Source organism: Halorubrum trapanicum (genome assembly GCF_002355655.1).
Lineage (GTDB): Archaea > Halobacteriota > Halobacteria > Halobacteriales > Haloferacaceae > Halorubrum > Halorubrum trapanicum_A.
This window is the reverse complement of sequence record NZ_AP017569.1, coordinates 1,279,423-1,299,708: the sequence shown is the minus strand read 5'-3', so window position 1 is coordinate 1,299,708 and position 20,286 is coordinate 1,279,423. Positions and strand designations below refer to the sequence as shown.

At 72.0% G+C, this 20,286-nt stretch carries 16 protein-coding genes and 1 tRNA gene; 4 read left to right on the top strand and 13 right to left on the bottom strand.

What is annotated here, in order from left to right:
* Window positions 1-7: 7 nt before the first annotated feature.
* From CPZ01_RS06315 to gatB, 6 genes are all read right to left on the bottom strand, one after another.
* A complete protein-coding gene (locus CPZ01_RS06315; protein WP_096393950.1) occupies window positions 8-2,596 on the bottom strand; it encodes a methyl-accepting chemotaxis protein in 2,589 nt (862 codons plus the stop codon).
* 143 nt (window positions 2,597-2,739) lie between these two features.
* Window positions 2,740-3,531, bottom strand: a complete 792-nt coding sequence (locus tag CPZ01_RS06310; RefSeq protein ID WP_096393949.1) for a 23S rRNA (uridine(2552)-2'-O)-methyltransferase — start codon at window positions 3,529-3,531, stop codon at window positions 2,740-2,742.
* A gap of 153 nt (window positions 3,532-3,684) precedes the next feature.
* Window positions 3,685-4,134 (bottom strand): hypothetical protein, encoded by a 450-nt coding sequence (locus CPZ01_RS06305; RefSeq protein WP_096393948.1) that lies wholly within the window; start codon window positions 4,132-4,134, stop codon window positions 3,685-3,687.
* Window positions 4,135-4,212: 78 nt separating this feature from the next.
* A complete protein-coding gene (locus CPZ01_RS06300; RefSeq protein WP_096393947.1) occupies window positions 4,213-4,701 on the bottom strand; it encodes a GNAT family N-acetyltransferase in 489 nt (162 codons plus the stop codon).
* On the bottom strand, window positions 4,698-4,931 hold the full coding sequence (gene samp2 / locus CPZ01_RS06295; protein ID WP_096393946.1) for a ubiquitin-like small modifier protein SAMP2: 234 nt from the start codon (window positions 4,929-4,931) through the stop codon (window positions 4,698-4,700). Before samp2 ends, CPZ01_RS06300 begins: the two co-directional genes overlap by 4 nt.
* Before the next feature lie 563 nt (window positions 4,932-5,494).
* Entirely contained in the window at window positions 5,495-6,982 is a 1,488-nt protein-coding gene (gene gatB, locus CPZ01_RS06290) for an Asp-tRNA(Asn)/Glu-tRNA(Gln) amidotransferase subunit GatB (RefSeq protein WP_096393945.1), read from the bottom strand.
* Between the two features lie 290 nt (window positions 6,983-7,272).
* On the opposite strand from gatB, the gene CPZ01_RS06285 reads away from it, so the two are divergent.
* Window positions 7,273-10,623 (top strand): PAS domain-containing protein, encoded by a 3,351-nt coding sequence (locus CPZ01_RS06285; RefSeq protein ID WP_096393944.1) that lies wholly within the window; start codon window positions 7,273-7,275, stop codon window positions 10,621-10,623.
* A gap of 61 nt (window positions 10,624-10,684) precedes the next feature.
* Entirely contained in the window at window positions 10,685-11,233 is a 549-nt protein-coding gene (gene pyrE / locus CPZ01_RS06280) for an orotate phosphoribosyltransferase (RefSeq protein ID WP_096393943.1), read from the top strand.
* Window positions 11,234-11,850: 617 nt separating this feature from the next.
* Here pyrE and CPZ01_RS06275 read toward each other — a convergent pair.
* Entirely contained in the window at window positions 11,851-12,813 is a 963-nt protein-coding gene (locus tag CPZ01_RS06275) for an AAA family ATPase (RefSeq protein ID WP_096393942.1), read from the bottom strand.
* A gap of 194 nt (window positions 12,814-13,007) precedes the next feature.
* Between CPZ01_RS06275 and CPZ01_RS06270 the strand changes: the two genes are divergently transcribed.
* Window positions 13,008-13,092, top strand: a tRNA-Ser gene (locus tag CPZ01_RS06270).
* Window positions 13,093-13,152: 60 nt separating this feature from the next.
* Here the strand turns inward: CPZ01_RS06270 and CPZ01_RS06265 are convergent.
* The 3 genes from CPZ01_RS06265 to CPZ01_RS06255 are packed head-to-tail and all read right to left on the bottom strand — an operon-like array spanning window position 13,153 to window position 16,425.
* Window positions 13,153-13,776, bottom strand: a complete 624-nt coding sequence (locus CPZ01_RS06265; RefSeq protein WP_096393941.1) for a diacylglycerol/polyprenol kinase family protein — start codon at window positions 13,774-13,776, stop codon at window positions 13,153-13,155.
* Between the two features lie 3 nt (window positions 13,777-13,779).
* The gene (glyS, locus tag CPZ01_RS06260) at window positions 13,780-15,576 is read right to left on the bottom strand and encodes a glycine--tRNA ligase (RefSeq protein WP_096393940.1); all 1,797 of its coding nucleotides are present in this window, start codon (window positions 15,574-15,576) and stop codon (window positions 13,780-13,782) included.
* Complete coding sequence (locus CPZ01_RS06255) at window positions 15,577-16,425, bottom strand: CBS domain-containing protein (RefSeq protein ID WP_096393939.1); 849 nt, start codon at window positions 16,423-16,425, stop codon at window positions 15,577-15,579.
* 300 nt (window positions 16,426-16,725) lie between these two features.
* Between CPZ01_RS06255 and CPZ01_RS06250 the strand changes: the two genes are divergently transcribed.
* The gene (locus CPZ01_RS06250; protein ID WP_096393938.1) at window positions 16,726-16,947 is read left to right on the top strand and encodes a DUF7556 family protein; all 222 of its coding nucleotides are present in this window, start codon (window positions 16,726-16,728) and stop codon (window positions 16,945-16,947) included.
* A gap of 63 nt (window positions 16,948-17,010) precedes the next feature.
* Here CPZ01_RS06250 and CPZ01_RS06245 read toward each other — a convergent pair whose 3' ends face one another.
* The 3 genes from CPZ01_RS06245 to CPZ01_RS06235 form a co-directional block, all read right to left on the bottom strand.
* Window positions 17,011-17,907 (bottom strand): ketopantoate reductase family protein, encoded by an 897-nt coding sequence (locus CPZ01_RS06245; RefSeq protein WP_096393937.1) that lies wholly within the window; start codon window positions 17,905-17,907, stop codon window positions 17,011-17,013.
* Between the two features lie 82 nt (window positions 17,908-17,989).
* Window positions 17,990-19,225, bottom strand: coding sequence for a pyridoxal-phosphate dependent enzyme (locus tag CPZ01_RS06240; RefSeq protein ID WP_096393936.1), 1,236 nt, complete (start codon window positions 19,223-19,225; stop codon window positions 17,990-17,992).
* Window positions 19,225-20,181 (bottom strand): succinylglutamate desuccinylase/aspartoacylase family protein, encoded by a 957-nt coding sequence (locus CPZ01_RS06235; RefSeq protein WP_096393935.1) that lies wholly within the window; start codon window positions 20,179-20,181, stop codon window positions 19,225-19,227. The genes CPZ01_RS06240 and CPZ01_RS06235 overlap by 1 nt, the downstream gene beginning before the upstream one ends.
* Window positions 20,182-20,286 lie beyond the last annotated feature (105 nt).

Genomic DNA, 20,286 nt, shown 5'->3' with positions numbered 1-20,286 from the left:
GGCGACGCTACGAGCCGTCGGCGCGCTCCTCGGCGTACCGTTCGAGCTGCAGGGCGGTGCTGTCGGCGAGCCGTTCGACCGCGGAGTCGACCCCGTGCTCGCGGGCGTCGACGGACGCCTCGGCGACGAGCGTCCGGACCGTATCGAACGGGCCGATCCGGGCGCCGGTCGTGGCGACCGCGTCCTCGGCGTCGAGCAACTGGTTTATCGCGGTGCGGTAACCGGGGTTCTCGTCGAACCACCCGTCGCGGTCGAGCCGGTCGACCGCGCCCTCGTGGACCGGGAAGTAGCCGGTCTCGCGGTGCCAGCGCGCCTGCCGCTCCGGCGCCGCGAGCCAGCCGAGGAACGCCGCGGCCGCGCGCTGCTCGGCCGTCGACGCGCCGTCCGCGACCCACAGCGACCCGCCGCCGACGACGACGCCGTGCCGCTCGTCCGCGACCGGGAAGTAGCCGACCCCGACGGGGAAGGAGGCCCCCTCCCGGACGTCGACCATCGCGGAGGTTGAGCCGATCAGCATCCCGGCGCGCCCCTCGTGGAACGCCTCGCGGGCCTGCCCGCGGGCCTCGATGCCGGGGTCGTGGTAGAGGCCGTCGGCCGCCATGTCGGCGATCCAGCGGTAGACCCGCTCGCCGACCGGCCCGTCGAGCCGGCTCTCGGTCGGCGTGCCGCCCCGCCCGTTGTCGGCGTCGACGAGCGGCTCGCCGGCCTCGGCGAACCACTGCTCGACGAACCACGAGTACGTCGCGAACGTGATTCCCGTCTCCGTCGCGCCGCGCTCGACGAGCCGCTCCGCGCAGCGGCGGACCTCGTCGAACGTCTCCGGCGGGTCGTCGGGGTCCAACCCGGCGCGCTCGAACGCCGCGCGGTCGTAGTACAGCACGGGCGTCGACGCGTTGAACGGCATCGAGTGGAGGACGCCGTCGGTCCGGTAGTAGTTGGCCACGGGGTCGAGCAGGTCGTCGGGCGAGAACCCCGAACCCGGGCCGCCCGCGGCGTCGGTCGGCCCGACCCCCGCGTCGGTCCCTCCGACGCTGCCGGCGCCGCCCGCGTCGAGGAGGCGCTCGACGGGCGTGAACGCCCCGCTGTCGAGCGCGCGCTGGGTGCCGATCTCGTAGAGGTGCGCGATCGCTGGCGGGTCGCCCCGGTCCGCCGCCGCGAGCGTCGCCTCGAACACGCCGCGGTAGCTCCCCTTCGAGGAGGGCCGGACCGCGATCCCGTCAGTCTCGGCGGCGAACTCGGCCGCGAACTCGTCGAGGAGCCGGGCCTTGCGGCCGCCGAACGCGTGCCAGAAGTCGAGGACGACCGCGTCGTCGGCCGCCGTGCCGTCCGCGTCGTAGGCGTCGAGCGCGTCGTCGAGGGTGCCGGTCCGGTCGGCGAGCGTCGACGCCCCGGCCGCCACCTCCGCAAGCGACGTCTTCTGCGCGTGCGCGACCGCGGTGGCGTCGCCGGCGTCGGCGGCCGTCTCCTCGGCGAGGTCGCCGACCGACTCGACCGCGTCGACCACCGCCTCGATCGAGGTCGCCTGGTCGTCGGTGGCGTCGCGGATCTCCTCGACGCCGCTCGTCGTCTCCTCGACGTCGGCGGCGAGGTCGGTGAACGCCTCCAGCGCCTCCTCGGCGGTGGTTATCCCCTCGTCGGCGCGCTCGCGCATCTCGGCCATCTCGTCGACGGTCGCGTCCGTCTCGGCGCGCACCGACCGGATCGACGACTCGATCTCGCTCGTGGCGTCCCGCGCCTCCTCGGCGAGGCTCTTGACCTCCTCGGCGACCACCTCGAAGCCGGCGCCGGCCTCGCCGGCGCGGGCGGCCTCGATCGACGCGTTGAGCGCGAGGATGTTCGTCTCGTCGGCGATGTCCTGGATCAGGTCGGTGACGTCCTCGATCGCCGCGACCTCCGACTCGAGCGTCTCGACCCGTTCGAGGGCCTCCTCGGTCCGCTCGTCGACGACGCGGAGCTCCTCGATGGCGGCGGTCGCGGCGTCGGTCCCCTCGTCGGTCCGTTCGGCGACGCCGGCCGCGGTCTCGGCCACCTCGTCCGCGGAGGCGGCGACCTCCTCGGTGGCGGCCGAGACGGTCTGGAGCTCGCTCGTCGCGGCCGCGATGTCGTCGCGCTGGCGGGTCGCGGCCGCCTCGATGTCGTCGACCGCGGCGTACACCTCGTCGCTCTGCGCCTTCGCGCGGTCGACGTTCGACCGGACGTGTTCGGTCGCGCCCGCCACCTCGTCGCCGAAGCCGTCGACGGCGGAGACGGTCTCGGCGACCCCGTCGACGAACTCGTTGAGCGTCGCCGCCAGCGCCGCCGCCTCGCCGTCCGCCTCCTCGGCCGGGAACCGCGCTCCGAGGTCGCCGTCGGTCAACCGTTCCGCGGCCTCGCGGAACGCCGAAACGGGAACGTCGCCGCCCGCGGCGGCGCTGGAGGCCGCCGCCGTCTCGTCGGACGCGACCCCGCCGTCGGTGGTCGCGTCCGCGTCCGTCGATGCCGCCGAACGGTCCGCGTCCGTCGATGCCGCCGAACGGTCCGCGTCCGTCGATGCCGTCGAGCCGTCCCCGTCGGCGGAACCGCTCTCGGAACGAGCCCTCGCGTCGTCGCTGTTCATTCGTCGTCACTCGCCCGCGGGGGTATATAAGAATCAGAGTCGAATTATCCCGGCTGATAGCGGCGCCCCCGGGCCCGGTCGGCTGGCGAGCGGTCGGGCGGCCGCGGCGCCGCCGTCGCGAGCGGTCGCCCGACCGCGACGGCTCAGTTCGACGCGTCCGAGCCGTCCCCGTCGACGGGCTCGGCGAAGCCGAACCGCGGCTTGACGTCGGTGACCTCGACCGTCAGCGTCTCGCCCACGTCGCCGTCGACGAACAGCGTGTACCCCTCGACGTAGGCGATGCCGTCGCCCTCGTCGCCCTCCTCCTCGACCGTCACCTCGACGCGGTCACCCTCGGCGACCGGCGAGGTCGTGTACCCCTTCGCGACGAGGTACACCTCCGAGGAGGCGTCCCGCGAGGCGGGCGGCGAGACGGTCCGCACGTACTGGAACGACTCGCTCACGTCGTCGCGGAAGGCGTCGAGGTCCTCGCCCTGGAAGGCCTTCACGACGAAGTCGCCGCCGGGGGCGAGCAGCTCGTCGGCGGCGTCGAACGCCTGCCGCGCGAGGTGGATCGACCGGGCGTGGTCGAGGTTGTACTCGCCGGTCATGTTCGGCGCCATGTCCGAGAGGACCGCGTCCGCGCCGCCCTCGCCGACCGCCTCGCGCAGGTAGTGGCGGGTGCGCTCCTCGGTCATGTCGCCGCGGATCGTCTCGACCTCGTGGTCGTCGAACTCGTCGATGCGCTGGAGGTCGACGCCGACGACGGTCCCCGACTCGCCGACTTCCTCGGCGGCGATCTGAAGCCACCCGCCGGGCGCGGCGCCGAGGTCGACCACGGTGTCGCCGGGGTTGAGGAGGTCCGCCTCCTCGTCGAGCTGTTTCAGCTTGTAGGCGGACCGGGCGCGGTACCCCTGTTGCTTGGATCGGTTGTAGTAGTCGTCTTTGCCGCTCATGTCTCGATCACCGCGGCTCGGAAGGGAGTCGCCGAAATCGAGGGCGAAGTAGCGCTCATACCCGTAACGACGGGGGCGACCGGGAAATGAACGTCGAATGCGGGCGCGGGCCGTCTCCGCGGTCGGGTTCGCCGGAAGGCCGGCAGCGGGCGGCTACTCGCGGCCGGGTCGCAGCCGCCCCGCGACCCGTCCGACGCCGGACGCGACCGCGGCGAGGAGTCCCCGTCCGTCGCTCGGCTCCGGCGCCGCGGCGTCCGTTTCGGACGGGCGGTCGGGCGCCCGTCGGGCCGCGACGATCGACTCGTAGTTGTCGATCACCTGCTGGCGCTGCCGCTCCTTCGACTCGACTTCCGCCTCCAGCGCCGCGACCTCCGCTTCGAGCGCGGCCACTTCGTCCGCGAGCCGCTCGACGCGGTCCTCGGGGAGGTCGCGCTCGGTCTCGGAGGCGTCGCCGCGGACGCGTCGGTCCGCGGCGGGCCGGTCCGCGGTGCTCGGGCTGTCGTCCGCGGACGCGGTCGATCGGAGCCGGGGACCGTCGATCGAGTCCACCGCTTCGACGTCGATGCTACCGGGGTCGGGCGAGCCGGGCGCTGAGGGCATCATCTGTGGGGAACATGTGTACTCATACCATACTGAAAAAGATCAGTCAGCCGCGAGTCGGACGCGCCGCTTACGGTCGGTTCACGCCGACTCGCGGCCGCCCACCGACAGTTTCCCGTCGAGGCGATCCGAGCCTCGGTCCGCGGCGTCTCCCGCCGCTTCCTCCGACCGGATCGTGAACCCCAGCGCCTCGTAGAACGCCCGCAGATCGGCGTCGAACCGGGCAGTGACGGCCTCGATCGCGGGATCTGATTTACCTCGGTCGACCGCGGCCGCGACGAGCGCGGAGCCGATCCCCCGACCGCGTCGCGCCCGCCTGACGGCGACGGCGTCGACGTGAAGCCGGTCCGAGGCGGGTCGCACGGCGACTAAGGCGCCGACGACGCCGCCGGTCCGCGTCGAGCGCGCGACGAGGACGTCGCCGGCCGCGATCCGGTCGTCGACCGCGTCCGCGTCGGTCTCCAGCATCGCCGCGTCGAGAATTCGGAGGACGTCGAGGCGGTCGTCGGGGACTGCGGGCTCGACGGTCACGTCGCCGGGCGGGCCGGGGAGATCGTACTCGTCGGTCACGCGTCGCCGTCCGTCGCGTCGCCGTCCGTCGCGCCGCCCTTTATCAATCGGAGGACCCGGACCCGCTCGGCGTCGACGACGCGGTCGCCCGGGACCGGCGAGCCGTCGACCAGCGCCGACGCCTCCTGCGGGTGGTAGCCCGCCTCGCGGATCAGGTCGTCGTACGTCGCGTCGGCGGGGAGGCTGTACTCGGCGGTCCCCTCGCCGACGACCTCGACGGTCACGTCCATGAGCGCCGTAGCGGGCGCGGCGGCGTCAATCGCACGGTTTCGGCGCGCTCAATAGTACGTAGCCTCCGCGGTGAACCACTCCAAATCCTCGAATACTCGCTTATAAACAATTGACCGGAGATCGACGGCGAAGACCTCCAAAGCCCCAGTCGCTCATTTATAAATGGGTGTTGGCACATCGGCGGCGAAGACCTCCAAAGCCCCAGTCGCGAAGACTCGCGCGGCTCGGTGCGCTCCTCGCTCGTTCGCTCCGCTCACTCGCTGCGGTGCTTCCGTCGCCGTGCTTCGTCCTCGCGACTGCCCCTTTGAGTCCCGCCCCGCACCGCTCCGCACGGCACCTCACGCCTCCCCAGCCTCGTCGGCGGTCCTCCGCGTTGCTCCGGACCGCCGACTCCCTCGCGCGGTGCCGTTCGCGGCCGCCAGTGGCGGCCGCTCACGGGCACGCGCCGACCAAATCGTCTTTTATAAGCTATCGTCGCCGCAGCTCATGTGTATTTAAATACCGTATCGCCGCCACAGATCCGATTAGTCCGCTCCCGAAATCGTTCGAGGTCGGCCCCGTCTCAGCCGTCCAGCTCCTCGCGGAGCAGGCCGTTCACCTGGCCGGGGTCGGCGCTGCCGCCCGTCGCCTGCATCACCTGGCCGACGAGGAAGTTGATCGCGCCCTCGTCGCCGTCGCGGTAGTCGGCGACGGCGTCGGGGTTCTCGTCGATGGCGGCCGCGACCGCGGCCTCGACCTCGCCGCTCTCGGCCTTCCCGAGCCCCTCGCGCTCGATGACGGTCTCGGGGTCGTCGCCCTCGTCGAGCATCTCGCGGAGGACGACCTCCTCGGCGTTCTTGACGGTCAGCTCGTCGGCCGCGACGAGTTCGATCAGGCGCGTGAACTCGTCGAGCCTGTCCTCGACGTCGGTGATCTCCATCTCGCGGTAGTTGAGCTCGCCGAGCAGGTTGTCGGCGACCCACGTCGCGGCGAGGTCGGGGTCGAACTCGCTCGCCACGTCCTCGAAGAAGTCCGCGACCGCCTTCGTGGAGGTGAGCTTCGAGGCGGCCTCGCGGTCGAGCCCGTACTCCTCGCGGAAGCGCTCGCGGCGGGCGTCGGGCAGCTCCGGGATCGCGATCTGCTCCTTCCAGTCGGCCACCTCCAAGGCGGGGAGGTCGCCCTCGCGGAAGTAGCGGTAGTCCTTCTCCGCCTCCTTCGAGCGCATCCCGACGGTGACGCCGCGGTCCTCGTCCCAGTGACGGGTCTCCTGTTCGATCTCGCGGCCGCGCCGGAGGACGTTCTCCTGTCTGGTGACCTCGTAGGCGAGCGCCTGCTCGGCGCCCTTGTGACTGGAGATGTTCTTCACCTCGGCGCGGCTCACGTCGTCGAGCGCGTCGGCGTCGATCGTCCCGTCGTCCGCGACGTGCTCGTCGGGGACGAGGGAGACGTTGGCGTCGACGCGCAGGCTGCCGTCGCGGCCGGGGTCGAAGACGCCGAGGTATTCGAGGACCTCCTCCAGCTTCGCGAGGAACGCGCGCGTCTCGGCCGGCGAGCGGAAGTCCGGCTCCGTGACGATCTCCATGAGCGGCGTGCCGGCGCGGTTGTAGTTGACGAGGGTGTGCGTCGCCGACTCGATGGAGCCGCCCGCGTGCTGGAGGCTCCCGGGGTCCTCTTCGAGGTGCGCGCGGGTGATCCCGATCGCCCGCGGCTCGCCGTCGACGCGGACCTCTAACTCGCCCGACTGGCAGATCGGCGCGTCGTACTGGGTGAGCTGGAAGTTCTTCGGGAGGTCGGGGTAGTAGTAGTTCTTCCGGTGGAACGTCGTCGTCTCGGGGATGTCGGCGTCGATCGCCTTCCCCACCTTCACGGCGGCCTCGACGGCGGCCTCGTTGAGGACGGGGAGCGCGCCCGGCAGCCCGAGGCAGGTCGGGCAGGTGCGCGTGTTCGGCGCCTCGTCGTCTCCGGGCTCCGTCGAGCAGCCGCAGAAGATCTTCGTGTCGGTCTCGAGCTGGACGTGGACCTCCAGCCCGATCACGACTGTCCGGTCCGCCGTCGCGGCCTGCGTACTCATTACCGGCCCGTTGTGAGCGGGCCGCCTAAATCGTGTCGGGACGATCGCCGCCGAGGCGGTCGCCGGACGGCGCTCTCAGATCCGAAAAATCGGAGGGAACGATTATCAGGGGGCCGTCCGTAGCAGGCGCGATGAGCGAACCGATGACCGCTGGAAGCACCGGCCCCGAGCGTGCGACGGGCCCCCGCCGGGCGCCCGGCCGAGCGCGTGAGACGAGGGGGCCGCGGCGGGAATGACCGCCGCGGACCGCCCTCGTCGCGGACGACCGCCGCGGAACGTACTCGTCACGGATGACCGCTGAGTCGACGCTTCACGTCGGCGAGCCCGTCGACGCCGCCTGGGGAGCGCTCCCCGAGGAGACGCGCGTCCGCCGAGCGGGCGACGTCGCGGGCGACGGGGACGCGGATTCGGGCGCGACCGGCCGCCCGGACGCGGACGCCGACTCGGACGCGGCCGCCGGTCCGGAGCGCGTCGTCGTCCGACTGTGCGACGACGACGGGGACCTCGGTGACGACGCTGCGTCCGAGCTGAACGGCGGCGGACCCGGACCGAGCGGCGACGGCGGGTCCGGACCGAGCGGCGGGGGCGCCGCGAACGCCGACCTCGCGGCCGGGAGCGACGCGGTCGCGCTCGACCGCCTCGGGGCGGTCAGCGACCGCTACCCGGACGCGACGGTACTCGCCTACTCGGTGCGAGACCGCCCCGACGCCGGCATCGACGCGAGCCGGCTCGGGGTCGAGTACGTCTCCGGGCGGCGGCTCGCGGCCGACGGCGAGACGCTCGCTGACAGGCTGGCCGAGGGATCGGATGAGAGACGCGTGCGTGAGCGGGACGCCGAGGAGGAGCCGGTCCTCGAACCGTTCATCCGGGTCGTCTCGGACCGGACGACCGACCTCGACGAGAAGCTCGACCGGCTGCTGGAGCTGGGCCGCGACCGGCTCGGGCTGTCGATCGGCTACTCCTCGCGGGTCGACGGCGACCGGCTCGAACTCCGGCGGTACAGCGACGGGACGGGGCTGCTGGACTCGCTCGGCGAGCGCGACCTCGACGACGACGGGACGATCCCGCTCGAACTGACCTACTGCCAGCGGACGGTGCGGAGCGACGACGTGGTCGCGTTCACGGACCCCGAGGCCGCGGGCCTCGGGGACGACCCGGCCTACGAGGCGTTCGGCTTCGGCAGCTACGTCGGCGGGCGGGTCGTCGTCGACGGCGAGACGTACGGGACGCTCTGTTTCCTCGACCCCGAGCGCCGCGACCGCCCGTTCGACGAGTCGGAGCGGCTGTTCGTCGAGCTGCTCGCCGACTGGCTGGGACGCGCGATCGAGCGGCGGATCGCCCGCGAGGAGCGCGAGGCGGCGGTCGAGCGGTTCGAGGACACCCTCGAACGGATCGACGACGCGTTCTTCGCGCTCGACGCCGACTGGCGGTTCACCTACGTCAACGAGAAGGCGGCGTCGCTGCTCGACCGCGAGCCGGACGAGCTGCTCGGCGCCGACGTCTGGGAGGAGTTCCCGGCCGCGATCGGCGAGGAGTACGAGGAGAACTACCGCCGGGCGATGGAGACGCAGGAGCCGGTCTCGTTCGAGGACCGCTACGAGCCGCTCGACCTGTGGACCGAGGTGACCGCGTACCCCTCGCCCGACGGGCTCTCCGTGTTCTTCGCGGACGCCTCGGAGCGGAAGCGCCGCGAGCGCATCCTCGAACGGCTCCTCGGCACCGTCGAACGAATCCAGCGCGCCGACGACAGGGAGGCGGTCGCGGACCGGCTGATCGAGGCCGCCGACGAGGTCCTCGGCTACGAGATCAGCGGCGTCCGGCTGTACGATCCCGAGACGGATCGCCTCCGGCTGGTCGCCACGAGCGACGGGCTCGGCGACCGGTTCGCGGACAGCCGCGGGCCGCGCCGCCCCGGCGAGGGGCTCACCGGCGGGGTGTTCGAGACGGGGGAACCGCGGGTGGAAGACGACCTCGCGGCGGTCGACGACGGGCGGTCGTACCACGGGATGCGCTCCGTCGCGGCGGTTCCGCTCGGCGGGCACGGCGCGTTCATCGTCGGCGCCGTCGAGCCGAACGCCTTCGACGAGAGCGACGTCTCAGTCCTCGAACTGCTGGCGACGAACGCGGTCGCCGCGATGGACGCCGCCGACCGCCGCCGCCGGCTCCGCACCTACGAGGACGCGCTCAAGAACGTCGACGACATGGTGTGCGTGCTCGACGGCGACGGCGCCGTCAGCTACGCCACCGCGCCGTTCCTCGCGTGGATCGGCGCCGACGACCTCGACGACGTCGCCGGGGAACCGCTCGACGCGTTCGTCGACGAGGCCGACGCGCCCCGGGTCGCCGACGCGGTCGCGGCGCTCACCGACGCGGCGACCGAGGCCGGCGGGACGCCGGAGCCGACCCGGACGGTCGACCTGACCGCCGACCGCGACGGCGACCGCCGGCCGCGACACGGCGAACTGCGGCTGTCGCGGCTCTCCGACCGCGGGGCCGGCGTCGTCGGGTCGCTGTCCGACACGACCGACCTCCGCCGGACGCGCACGGAGCTGTCCGCCGAGCGCGACCGCTTCCGGCGGCTGTTCGACCGGATCCCGGACCCGGTGATGGAGGTCATCTTAGAGGACGAGGAGACCGTCATCGACGGGGCCAACCCCGCGTTCGAGACGCAGTTCGGCGTGGACGAGGCGACGCTCCGCGGCCGGTCGATCGGCGCGTTGGACATCCACGACGACCGGCTCGGTGACCCCGAGGAGCGCGGCGGGGTCGTGGCGACGGACCTCGACTCGCTGGTCCGCGAACGCGGGTTCGCGACCGAGGAGGTGCGCCGGCAGACCGTCGACGGGACGCGCGAGTTCCTCTTCCGCGGGTTCAGCTACGAGACCGAGGGGACCCGCCGGGCGTTCGGCATCTACACCGACATCACCGACCGGAAGCGCCGCGAGCGGTACGTCCGGATCGTCAACCGGATCCTCAGACACAACCTGCGAAACGAGCTGAACGTCGTGTTCGGCTTCGCCGCCGAGATCGCCGATCGGACCGACGACGATCGAATCCGTGAGTTCGCTGAGCGGATCGAGGCCACCGGCAAGCGGCTGAGCGGCGTCGCCGAGGGAGCCGCCACCCTCCGTCGCGTCGTCGAGAACGGGTACGTCACCGACCCGGAGCCGATCGACGTGGGCGCCGTCGTCGCGGAGGTCGTCGAGCGCCACGCGAGCGAACGCGCGGACGCCCGGATCACCGCCGACGTGCCGGAGGGGCTGGCGGTGCGCGGGGACGACCGCCTCTCGATCGCGGTCGACCACCTCGTGGAGAACGCCGTCGAACACGGGGGCGACGCCCCGCGCGTCGCGGTGAGCGCCGAGCGCGACCCGGACGCCGGGGCGGTGACGCTGCGAGTCGCCGACGACGGACCGGGGATCGCGACCGCGGTTCGGGAGGTGATCACCGGGGACCGCGAGGTGACGCAGCTCCGGCACAACACCGGCGTCGGGCTGTGGATTGCCGCCTGGGTCGTGGAGGCGTACGGCGGCGAGATCCGGTTCGACACCGGGATCGACGGCGAGGGGACGACCGTGGCGCTCGTCCTCCCGGCGGCAGAGGGGGGCGGGCCGGAGTTCGCCGACGAGGCGGAGCGGTAGCCGACCCGCGGCGTCCGCGCGTTCCGACCCGTTTATTGTCGCCGGCGGCCCGTTTCCCCGTATGACCGACGACGACCGACGACGCGAGCTGATCGCCGCGCTCACCGCGGCCGACGCCGTCCGGTTCGGCGAGTTCGAGCTGTCGCACGGCGGCACGAGCGACTACTACGTGGACAAGTACCTCTTCGAGACCGATCCGGACGCCCTCCGGCTCGTGAGCGAGGCGTTCGCCGACCGCCTCGCGGACACGGACGCGAAGCTGGCGGGCGTCGCGCTGGGCGCGGTGCCGCTGGTGGCCGTCACGGCCGCCGAGCTGGGTCGCCCGTACGTCATCGCGCGAAAGCAGGCGAAGGAGTACGGCACGGGCAACCGGATCGAGGGCCGACTCGACGACGGCGAGGAGGTGGTCGTGATCGAGGACATCGCCACGACGGGGCAGTCGGCGGTCGACGCGGTCGAGGCGCTCCGCGAGGCGGGCGCGGCGGTCGACCGCGTGCTGGTCGTCGTCGACCGCGAGGAGGGCGCCGCGGAGCTGCTCGCCGAGCACGACGTGGAGCTGGAGTCGCTGCTCACGGCGACGGAGCTGCTGGCGGAGCGAGACGACGAGTAGTTCGCAGCTTCTTCGGCTTTGTTAAAATCCTATTCTTCAGACATATTCTCATCTGAAACAGCCGTTCGATGAGAACTGCATAATAACCGGAAAAACCAGTCGGCCAGTGTATGTAACACAGATGGTTTTTTAGCCGCAGTAACCACAGTTCGGGATATGCGTCGTGCCCTCCGGTACGCTGTGTCACTACTTGTTGGACTGTTAGTTACGGCATCCGTCGCAGAATTCGCTGCGACAGATCACTTGCTTACAATCTCACTATTACCGCTCTATGTGGCTGTGAGTTCAATAATGATAGCACATCGCCGAACGTTTATTTCTCTCTCTCGTGAGGCCGCCCCGGCAAGGAAGCGTGGAGCTATTGTTGGCGGTGTTAGTGCGTTCACCGGCGGATTCCTCCTACAGAGCTCGATCCCGGCAGGTGCCGCTGGGTTTGGGTTGATGTTTCTCGGCATGGCGACTACCGTTGCTGACTTCGACGACTTATAAGAAGTTGTGTAGGTTGATTCGGTCGCTGTACCGAACGATCTGTGGGTCGCCTGTACTGAGCGATTGAGGGAGTGAAACTGTCAGCTTCTGAGATTTTCAACAAAGCCGCTTCTTTTTAAACTGACGCCTCACGCCTCCGGCGCCTCGACCGTCGGCACCGCGACCCGGTCGAGCACGTCGGCGATCACGTCGCGCTCGTCGACGTCGTTGACCGCGGCGTCGGGCGTCAACACGAGCCGGTGGGCGAGCGTCGGCTCCGCGACGCGCTTCACGTCGTCCGGCGTGACGAACTCGCGGCCGGCGATCACCGCCGCCGCGCGGGCGGTCTCGAAGAGGCGCTGCGTGCCGCGGGGGGAGACGCCGGCCTCGACGCGGCGGTCCTCGCGGGTCGCCCGCGCGAGCGACGCCGCGTAGCGCAGCAGGTCGTCCTCCACCCGGACGGACTCGGGCACCTCCCGCAGCGCGGCCACGGCGTCGGGGTCGAGGACGCGGTCGACCGTCGGCGACTGCTCGACGCGGCCGGCGCGCCGGCGAAGCAGCTCTAACTCGCCGTCCTCATCCGGGTAGCCGATCGAGGTCTTGATCGTGAACCGGTCGAGCTGCGCCTCCGGCAGCGGGAAGGCCCCCTCGCTCTCGACCGGGTTCTGGGTCGCGATGACGTAGAACGGGCTCGGCAGCTCGTGGGTGTCGCCGTCAACGGTCACCTGCCCCTCCTCCATCGCCTCCAGCAGGGCAGCCTGGGTCTTCGGCGGCGCGCGGTTGATCTCGTCGGCGAGCACGACGTTCGCGAAGATCGGCCCGGGGGAAAAGGAGAAGGAGCCGTCGCTTTCGTCGAACACGTTGGTCCCGGTGACGTCGGCGGGCAGGAGGTCCGGGGTGAACTGGATCCGGGAGAACTCCAAGCCGAGCGCGGTCGCGAACGAGCGCGCGGAGAGGGTCTTGCCGGTGCCGGGCACGTCCTCTAAGAGGACGTGGCCGCGGGCGAGGATGCCGAGCGTGACGCGGTCGAGGAACTCGCGGTCGGCGACGACCGCGCCGCCGACCTCGTCGACGACGCGGGAACAGGCGTCGGCCGCTTCGGGGACGTCCATACCGACCGCACGGGGGCCGGGCCGAAAAGCGTTGCCGGCGGCGGGCGCCGACCGAGCCGGCGGCGGCGAGCGACCGGGACGACGCCGGGCGCCGACCGGGACGACGCCGGGCGCCGACCGGGACGACGCCGGACCGCGGACCGCGCGAAAGCGATCGAAACGCATAACAGCGGAACCGGCCAACGACGAGACGAGCCGAGGTAGCCTAGCCTGGCCAAGGCGGTAGATTCGAAATCTACTGTCCATTCGGACACCGGAGTTCAAATCTCCGCCTCGGCGCTTCTCTCAGTCCCGTTCGGAGAGCGACGGCGCTTCCGTGCCCGTTCGCTCGATCGTCCTCTACGCGATCAGCGACGCCGCGAGGAACATTCCGCCCGCGGCCGCCGGCGGGATGGTGAGGTTGTCGTCGACGGCCACGCCGCGGACGAGCGGCGGGAGCCCGTCGGCGATTGCCGCGGGGATCGCCCCCGCGAGCGCGACGATCACGCCGGGGTCGGGGCCGAACTCGGGGATCGCGTACGGGACGGCGATCCCGAAGCAGACGAACACCATCGCCGCCACCACGGAGAGCCGCTTGGGCTCCGTCGCCGCGTTCTCGCCGAGGCCGCCGCTTATCGGGTCGCCGACCGAGAGCATCCACATCGCGGGCACGGCGAACACCGGCGCGAACGTAAGCGCGGCCGCGGCCATCCCGACCTGGTACAGCGCGTAGCCCGCGATCCCGTCGGCCTCGTACTCGCGGACGAGCGCGTCGTACAGCGGTTCGAGCGGGCCCACGGAGCCGGAGAGCCGCAGCGCTTCGAGGACCCCCGCGACGACGACGCTGAGGATCATCAGCCGCCCGGTCGTCTCCCAAGAGATCCAGCCCAGCAGGTACGGGACCGGGTAGAGGGTGCCGCTCGCGTGGACGAGCCGCCGCTCGAACTCCACGCGCTCGCGCCACGCGGCGTCCGGGAGGGTCACCCCTCAGTTCCCCGCCGTCTCGACGTCGGTGTCGACCGCGTCGTACCGGTCCGCCACCGACGCGAACGGCTCGCCCCCGCGCAGCGCGGTCAGCTCGTCGGCGAGGTCGGCGACCGGGATCCGGACCTGCGCCGCGGAGTCGCGCTCGCGGAGCGTGACGGTGTCCGGGCCGTCGCCCTCGATCCCGTCGCGGTCGACCGTGACGCAGAACGGCGTGCCGACCTCGTCCTGCCGGCGGTAGCGGCGGCCGATCGAGCCGGAGTCGTCGTACGCGACCGCGAGGCCCGCCGCCCGCAGGTCGGCCGCGACCTCGTCGGCGAGCGCGGTGAGGCGCTCGTCGTTGGTCACCAGCGGGAAGACGGCGGCGTCCTGCGGCGCGACCTCGGGTTCGAGGGAGAGGTAGGTGCGCTCCTCGCCGTCGACCTCGTCCTCGCTGTAGGCGTGCGCGAGCAGCGTCTGGACGGTGCGGCCGACGCCGAACGACGGCTCGACGACGTGCGGGGTGATGTGCTCGCCGCTCTCGGTGGTCTCCTCGACCGAGAAGTTCGCCACGTCGGCGTCGACCTCGACCTCGCGGTCGCCGTCACCGAGCGTCACCTCGACGGTGTCGCCCTCGAAGGCGTCCGGGTCGCGCTCGGCGAGCGATTCGAGCGCCTCGGCGACCGCGGCGGCGTCGCCGCCGAACTCGGGCCCGAGAACGGACATGTCGGGGTCGACGGTCGCCCGCTCGACGGTCTTCGGCTCGTCGTAGCGCTTGAACACCGTGAACGAGTCGTCGCCGTACTCGTCGTGCTTCGAGAGGTCGTAGTCGCCGCGGTAGGCGAAGCCGGCGATCTCGATCCAGTCGCCGCCGACCTCGCTCTCGGCGTCCCAGCAGTCGGCCGCGTAGTGGGCGCGCTCGCCGGCGAGGTGCTGGCGGAAGCGGAACCGGTCGAGGTCGACGCCGACGCGCTCGTACCACTCCTGCGCGACGCCGAGGTAGTAGCCGACCCACGGGGAGCCGATGACGCCCTCGTCGACCGCCTCGCCGACCGTCGTGTCGAGGTAGTCGCCGTCGTCGGCCTCCTGCTCGGTCGCGGGGTACAGCCGGACCTCGACGTCGCGGACGCGGTCGAGCGGCGGCTCGTCTTCCTCGGGGTCGATGAACTGCTCGAGCTCGGCCTGCGTGAACTCGCGCAGGCGGAGGAGGCCGCCGCGCGGCGAGATCTCGTTGCGGTAGGCGGGGCCGATCTGGGTGATGCCGAACGGGAGGTTCCCGCGGGCGTACTCCTTCAATCGAGGGAACTCGACGAAGATGCCCTGCGCGGTCTCCGGGCGGAGGTAGCCGGGCTGGGCGTCGCCGGGACCGATGTCGGTGGCGAACATGAGGTTGAACGCCTCGACCGGCTGACCGGCGAGCTCGGTGCCGCAGGCCGGACAGGCGATCCCGTTGTCGGCGATGAGCTCGGCGACCTCCTCGCCGGGGAGCGCCTCGGCGTCCTCGATCTCAGTGGCGTCCTCGACGAGGTGGTCGGCGCGGTGGGACGCGCCGCACTCGGGGCACTCGACGAGCATGTCGTCGAACCCCTCCAGGTGGCCGGAGGCCTCGAAGACGGCCTCGGGCATCACCGTCGGCGCCTCGATCTCGCGGTTCCCCTCGCGGATAGTGAACCGGTCTCGCCACGCGTCCTCGACGTTCCGCTTGAGGGCGGCGCCCTGCGGGCCGAACGTGTAGAAGCCGGCGGTGCCGCCGTACGCGCCGTTCGAGCCGAAGAAGAACCCGCGGCGCTTCGCGAGTTCGGCGAGCGCGTCCGCGGCCATCTACAGCCCCTCCAGCAGGTCGACGTCCCGGACGATCCCGTCGAGGTCGGTGCCCGAGACGAGCGGGACCTGCTCGATGTCGTTGCTGATGAGCTCCTGTGCCACCTCCTTGGCCGTCCGCGTGGCGTTGACGGTGACGAGGTCCGCGGTCATGAAGTGGCGGACCGCCTCCGCCGGGATCTCGACGTTCCGGGTCGGGAGGTAACGGGCGCCGGTCGCCTTGATCCCCTCCCAAGACCACTCGGAGTCCTCCTCGGCGATCGAGTCGCCGGTACTCGCCTCGCCCTCGACGACGCGGGCGACCGCTAAGATGTCGACCTCGGTGAGCATCCCGGCGACCGCGGCCTCGTCGTCGAGGACGACCGCGTACGGGACGCCGGAGAGCGCGATCTCGCGCTCGGCGACCGGCAGCGGCGTCCCCGCGTGGGTCGCGTTGACCTCGCGCGTCGCGAGCTCGCCCACCTCGGTCTCGCCGTCGACCTCGCCGCGGGCGATCGCCCGCACAACGTCGGTGACGGTGAGGATGCCGACGAGCTCGTCGCCGTCGACCACGGGGAGCCGCCGCGACCCCTCCGCGACCATCGTCCGCGCGGCGTCGACGATGTCGTCGGCGGCCCCCGCGGTCGGGACCTCGCGCATCAGCAGCGCGAGCTGGTCCTCGTCCGGCTGGTCGATCAGGTCGTCGCGCGTGACGAGCCCGCGGTACACCTCGTCGCCGTCGACGTCCTTCACGACCGGGACCGAGGAGAACCCGTGCTCCTGGATGTACTCCAACACGTCGTTCCGGCTCCCGGGGATCTCGACGACGACGAGCTCCGACCGGGGCGTCATGGCGTCTGCGACGTTCATGCCCGTCTTTCAGCGTGCCACCTCTTGTATACTGCGAAGGTGTGCGGAGCCGGACCGCCGACCCGCGGCGTCGAGCGGCGGCGTCCGCCTCCGTCCGCCCGAGCGCGGCGACCGCCCCGTCCGCGGGCGTGGTACCGAGACCCGAGAGCCGATGAGAAACTCGACACGTTCGGGCATATCATCGCCCGAGCGGCGGTTTTTCGGGAGATACGTCGGCGGGCAGTACCCGGAATCCCCGATTCGACGACCGACTCCGCGCGCGTTCGCAACTCTTATACGTACTGTGAACTATTCACAACCATGTCACGGAGTTCCACCCCTTGGGACGACCCGGACCCCGACCGCCGTCGGACGGCGCTGCCGACGGACCCGGCGCTCGACGCCGGGAACGAGCCGGACGTGATGGCGTCCATCGACTCCTCGTCGTCGCGACCGGAGCTCGTCATCGCGGACGTCTCGCGGGAGGACGCGTGGGTGTCGGTCGACGAGACCGACGCGACCGTCCTCGAGGAGTGGTGTTGAGAACGTAGCCGCCCCGCTCGCTTTTCTCCGGCCGCCGCGCCTACAGCGCAGGCGGCGCCCCGCTCACCGCAGCCCGCGCGCCGCCTCCCAGCCGCGGATCAGCGACCCGATCGTCCGACAGGTCGGGGCCGAGACGCCGTGGCGGTCCGCCCGTTCGGCGACCGCGCCGTAGATCGCGTCGACCTCGGTGCGTCGTCCGTTCGCAACGTCCTCGTACATGGACGACCGGTTGGCGGCGGTGTCGGCGGCGACGCGCTCGACGGCCTCGACCGCCCGCTCGTCGGGGAGGTCGACCCCGACCGCCCGGGCGACGCGGGCCGTCTCGCGGGCGGCCTCGCGGGCGACCCCGCTCGCGGGGCCGTCGAGCGTCGGGCCGTTCTCGGTTCGGGCGAGCGCCGAGGGGCCGTTGATCCCGGCGTTGACCGCGAGCTTCTCGAAGCGGCGCACCGGCATATCCTCGGCGACGACCGCCTCGATACCGGCCGCGTCGAAGGCCGCGCCGACCCTGTCGGCGGCGGGGCTCGCGCCGCCGGAGAGCGCGCCGACCGTCACCTCACCGACGCCGGTACAGGTGACGCGGCCGGGTTCCGCGAACCGGGCGCCGTAGCTCGCGGTGCCGGCGAGCACCGTCGCGTCGAGCGCGGCGACCAGCCGCCCCTCGGTGAGCCCGTTCTGGAGCGAGCAGACCACGTCGTACTCGCCGGTGGCGAGCGCCCGCGCCGCCGCGTCGGTGTCGTACGCCTTCGTCGTGACGAGTGCGAGGTCGGCCGCGCGGTGCGTCCCGTCGGTGAGCGCCCGCGGGGAGACCCGCGCGTCCACCTCGCCGTCGATCCGGAGCCCGTCCTCGCGGATCGTCCGCATGTGCGGGTCGCGCCCGACGAGCGTCACGTCGTGTTCGCGCGCCAGCAGCCCGCCCACGAGGCTCCCGAGCGCGCCGGCGCCGTAGACGAGCACCTCCATGTGAGAACCGAGTACCGCCGATCGAATAGGGGTAACGGTGCGGCCGGTCGCCGTCCCGCGCGCACCGGGCAGAGCGCCCGGCTCAGCCCTTCAGGCCGCTCCCCGTCAGCGGCACGACGGCGTCCTCGTCGGGACCGATCTCGCCGCGGTCACGGAGGGTCCGCAGCGCGGCGGGCGCGACCGCGCAGGTCGGCTCCGTGTAGAAGCCGGCGGCGTGGAGCCGGTCGAGCTCGCGCGTCGCGGTTGCCTCGGTGACGGCGAGCGCGTCGCCGCCGGTCGCGTCGATCGCCGCCCGGATCTCGCGGTCGCGGACCGGTTCGGCGATCTGGATCCCGTCGGCCGCCTCGTTGACCGCGCCGTCCGGGTCGGCGGCGTCGGGGCCGTGAAGCGCTCGCACGACGGGCGCGACGCCTGCCGCCTGCGCGCCGTAGAGCCGCGGGACCGAGTCGATCCAGCCGGCCCGTTCGAGCCGCCGGAATCCGCGGTAGGCGCCGAGAAAGAGCGTCCCGTGGCCGAGCGGCGTTACGACGGCGTCGGGGGCGTCCCAGCCGCGCTGGTAGGCGATCTCGTACGCGACCGTGGCGGTCCCCTCGAAGAACGCCGGGTTCCAGGCGTGGCTGGCGTACCAGGCGTCGGTCGGCGACTGGTCGCCGTCCTCGCCCGCGCCCGAGCCGCTCGCGCCCGAGTCGCCCTCAGCGAGCGCCGCGACGCAGGCGTCCGTCACGTCCTGACGGCTCCCCTCGATCCGGACCGGCTCGGCGCCGGCGCGGCGGATCGCCGTGAGCTTCGACTCCTTGACGTCGGCGGGGACGTAGATCTCGGCCGCGATCCCGGCGCGGGCGGCGTACGTCGCGATCGCGGCGCCCGCGTTGCCCGAGGAGTCCTCGACGACGCGCTCGACGCCCAGCTCGCGGGCTCGGGTCAGCGTCGCGGTCGCGCCGCGGTCCTTGAACGAGCCGGTCGGGAAGACGTACTCCAGCTTGAACGACGCGTTCCACGGGGGAGCGTCGTCGTCTCGGGCGGCGCCGTCCGACGTCCCCGCGTCCGCGTCGACGAGCGGCGTCATCCCCTCGCCGAGCGTCACCCGGGCTCGGGGGTCGTCGCCGACGGCGAGGAAGTCGTCGAACGCCCACAGGCCGTCGCGCACGTCGAACGACCCTGAATCGGGCGCCGCACCCTCAGGGGTCGGCGGGGCGGCGAAATCGAGGGGCGCGCCGCACCGACAGCGCCAGCGGTCGCGGTACGTCTCGCCGCACTCGGCACAGCGGAGCCGGCGGGGAGCGCGCGCTCCCCGATCCGATTCGTCAGAGGACCCCATCAGTACTCGTCGACGTTGGTCCCGATCGAGCAGACGTACTCGCCGGCGGCCACCTGCGGGAGCCGGCGCGTCCGCCAGAAGATTCCGTCGGTGTCGGCGGTGACGCGGCCTTCCAAGGCGCCGAACGTGTCGGTCACCTCGAAGAGGACGTCGCCGGCCGAGACGCGCTCGCCGAGCTCGCGCTCGAAGCGGACTAAGCCGCCGGCCGGCGAGCCGTACTGGTCGAATCCGCGGGCGCGCGTCTGCGATTCGAGGGATGCGTCGCCGTCGAGGAACCCGTAGTGGCGGAGCACGTTGAACACGCCCTCGACGCCGTACTGAATCGACTCCTCGTCCCAGCCGACGCAGCCGCCGAGCTCCGGGTCGACGGTGGGGATGCCGTGCTCCGGACCGGCCCTAGCGAGCTGGCCGTCCGGGCCCTTGATGTCGAGGACGTGCCCGCAGCCGAACGCCTTCGCGAGCTCTAAACAGTCCCCGTGGAGGCGGTGGCGGACGCCGCAGCGCACGCGCGTCTCGTTTATCATCCGGCTCGTCGACCCCTGGTGGAGGTCGAGGATGTAGTCCGCGCGCTTGGCGACCTGGAACGTCTGGTGGGCGATCCGCTCGCTCGTCGTCCCGTCCGCGTCGCCCGGGTAGCCGCGGTTCATCTTCCGGTCGTCGACGGGGTTGCGGTGTTCGGCGGCCTGGAACGCGAAGTGGTTCACGATGCCGACGACGAGGACGGACCCCGACAGCTCGGCCGGGTCGAGCCGTGGGACGACGCGGTTGACGACGCCTAAGCCGTTCAGCTCGTCGCCGTCGCTCACCGCCTGGACGTACAGCGTCGGCCCGTCGGTCGCACCGTTGATCGCGGCGACCGGCAGCCGGACGGGGCTCCCGTCCCGCATCTCCCCCACCTCGAGACGGCCCGTGTCCGTCTCGCCCGGAGAGGCGCGGGCCGTTCCCAGCGTTATCATTACGCGGAGATGGGGCGGCCGGGACTTTATCCGTTCGGTCCGCGGCGATCCGACCGACGCAAGCTTTATCGCCGCTATCGCCCAACCGGACGGTACTACCCCCCG

What these genes read in the sequence shown, in the direction of transcription:
- CPZ01_RS06315 (WP_096393950.1), bottom strand. Translation starts at nt 2,596, where the DNA reads ATGAACAGCGACGACGCGAGGGCTCGTTCCGAGAGCGGTTCCGCCGAC.
- CPZ01_RS06310 (WP_096393949.1), bottom strand. Translation starts at nt 3,531, where the DNA reads ATGAGCGGCAAAGACGACTACTACAACCGATCCAAGCAACAGGGGTAC.
- CPZ01_RS06305 (WP_096393948.1), bottom strand. Translation starts at nt 4,134, where the DNA reads ATGATGCCCTCAGCGCCCGGCTCGCCCGACCCCGGTAGCATCGACGTC.
- samp2 (WP_096393946.1), bottom strand. Translation starts at nt 4,931, where the DNA reads ATGGACGTGACCGTCGAGGTCGTCGGCGAGGGGACCGCCGAGTACAGC.
- gatB (WP_096393945.1), bottom strand. Translation starts at nt 6,982, where the DNA reads ATGAGTACGCAGGCCGCGACGGCGGACCGGACAGTCGTGATCGGGCTG.
- CPZ01_RS06285 (WP_096393944.1), top strand. Translation starts at nt 7,273, where the DNA reads ATGACCGCTGAGTCGACGCTTCACGTCGGCGAGCCCGTCGACGCCGCC.
- pyrE (WP_096393943.1), top strand. Translation starts at nt 10,685, where the DNA reads ATGACCGACGACGACCGACGACGCGAGCTGATCGCCGCGCTCACCGCG.
- CPZ01_RS06275 (WP_096393942.1), bottom strand. Translation starts at nt 12,813, where the DNA reads ATGGACGTCCCCGAAGCGGCCGACGCCTGTTCCCGCGTCGTCGACGAG.
- glyS (WP_096393940.1), bottom strand. Translation starts at nt 15,576, where the DNA reads ATGGCCGCGGACGCGCTCGCCGAACTCGCGAAGCGCCGCGGGTTCTTC.
- CPZ01_RS06255 (WP_096393939.1), bottom strand. Translation starts at nt 16,425, where the DNA reads ATGAACGTCGCAGACGCCATGACGCCCCGGTCGGAGCTCGTCGTCGTC.
- CPZ01_RS06250 (WP_096393938.1), top strand. Translation starts at nt 16,726, where the DNA reads ATGTCACGGAGTTCCACCCCTTGGGACGACCCGGACCCCGACCGCCGT.
- CPZ01_RS06245 (WP_096393937.1), bottom strand. Translation starts at nt 17,907, where the DNA reads ATGGAGGTGCTCGTCTACGGCGCCGGCGCGCTCGGGAGCCTCGTGGGC.
- CPZ01_RS06240 (WP_096393936.1), bottom strand. Translation starts at nt 19,225, where the DNA reads ATGGGGTCCTCTGACGAATCGGATCGGGGAGCGCGCGCTCCCCGCCGG.
- CPZ01_RS06235 (WP_096393935.1), bottom strand. Translation starts at nt 20,181, where the DNA reads ATGATAACGCTGGGAACGGCCCGCGCCTCTCCGGGCGAGACGGACACG.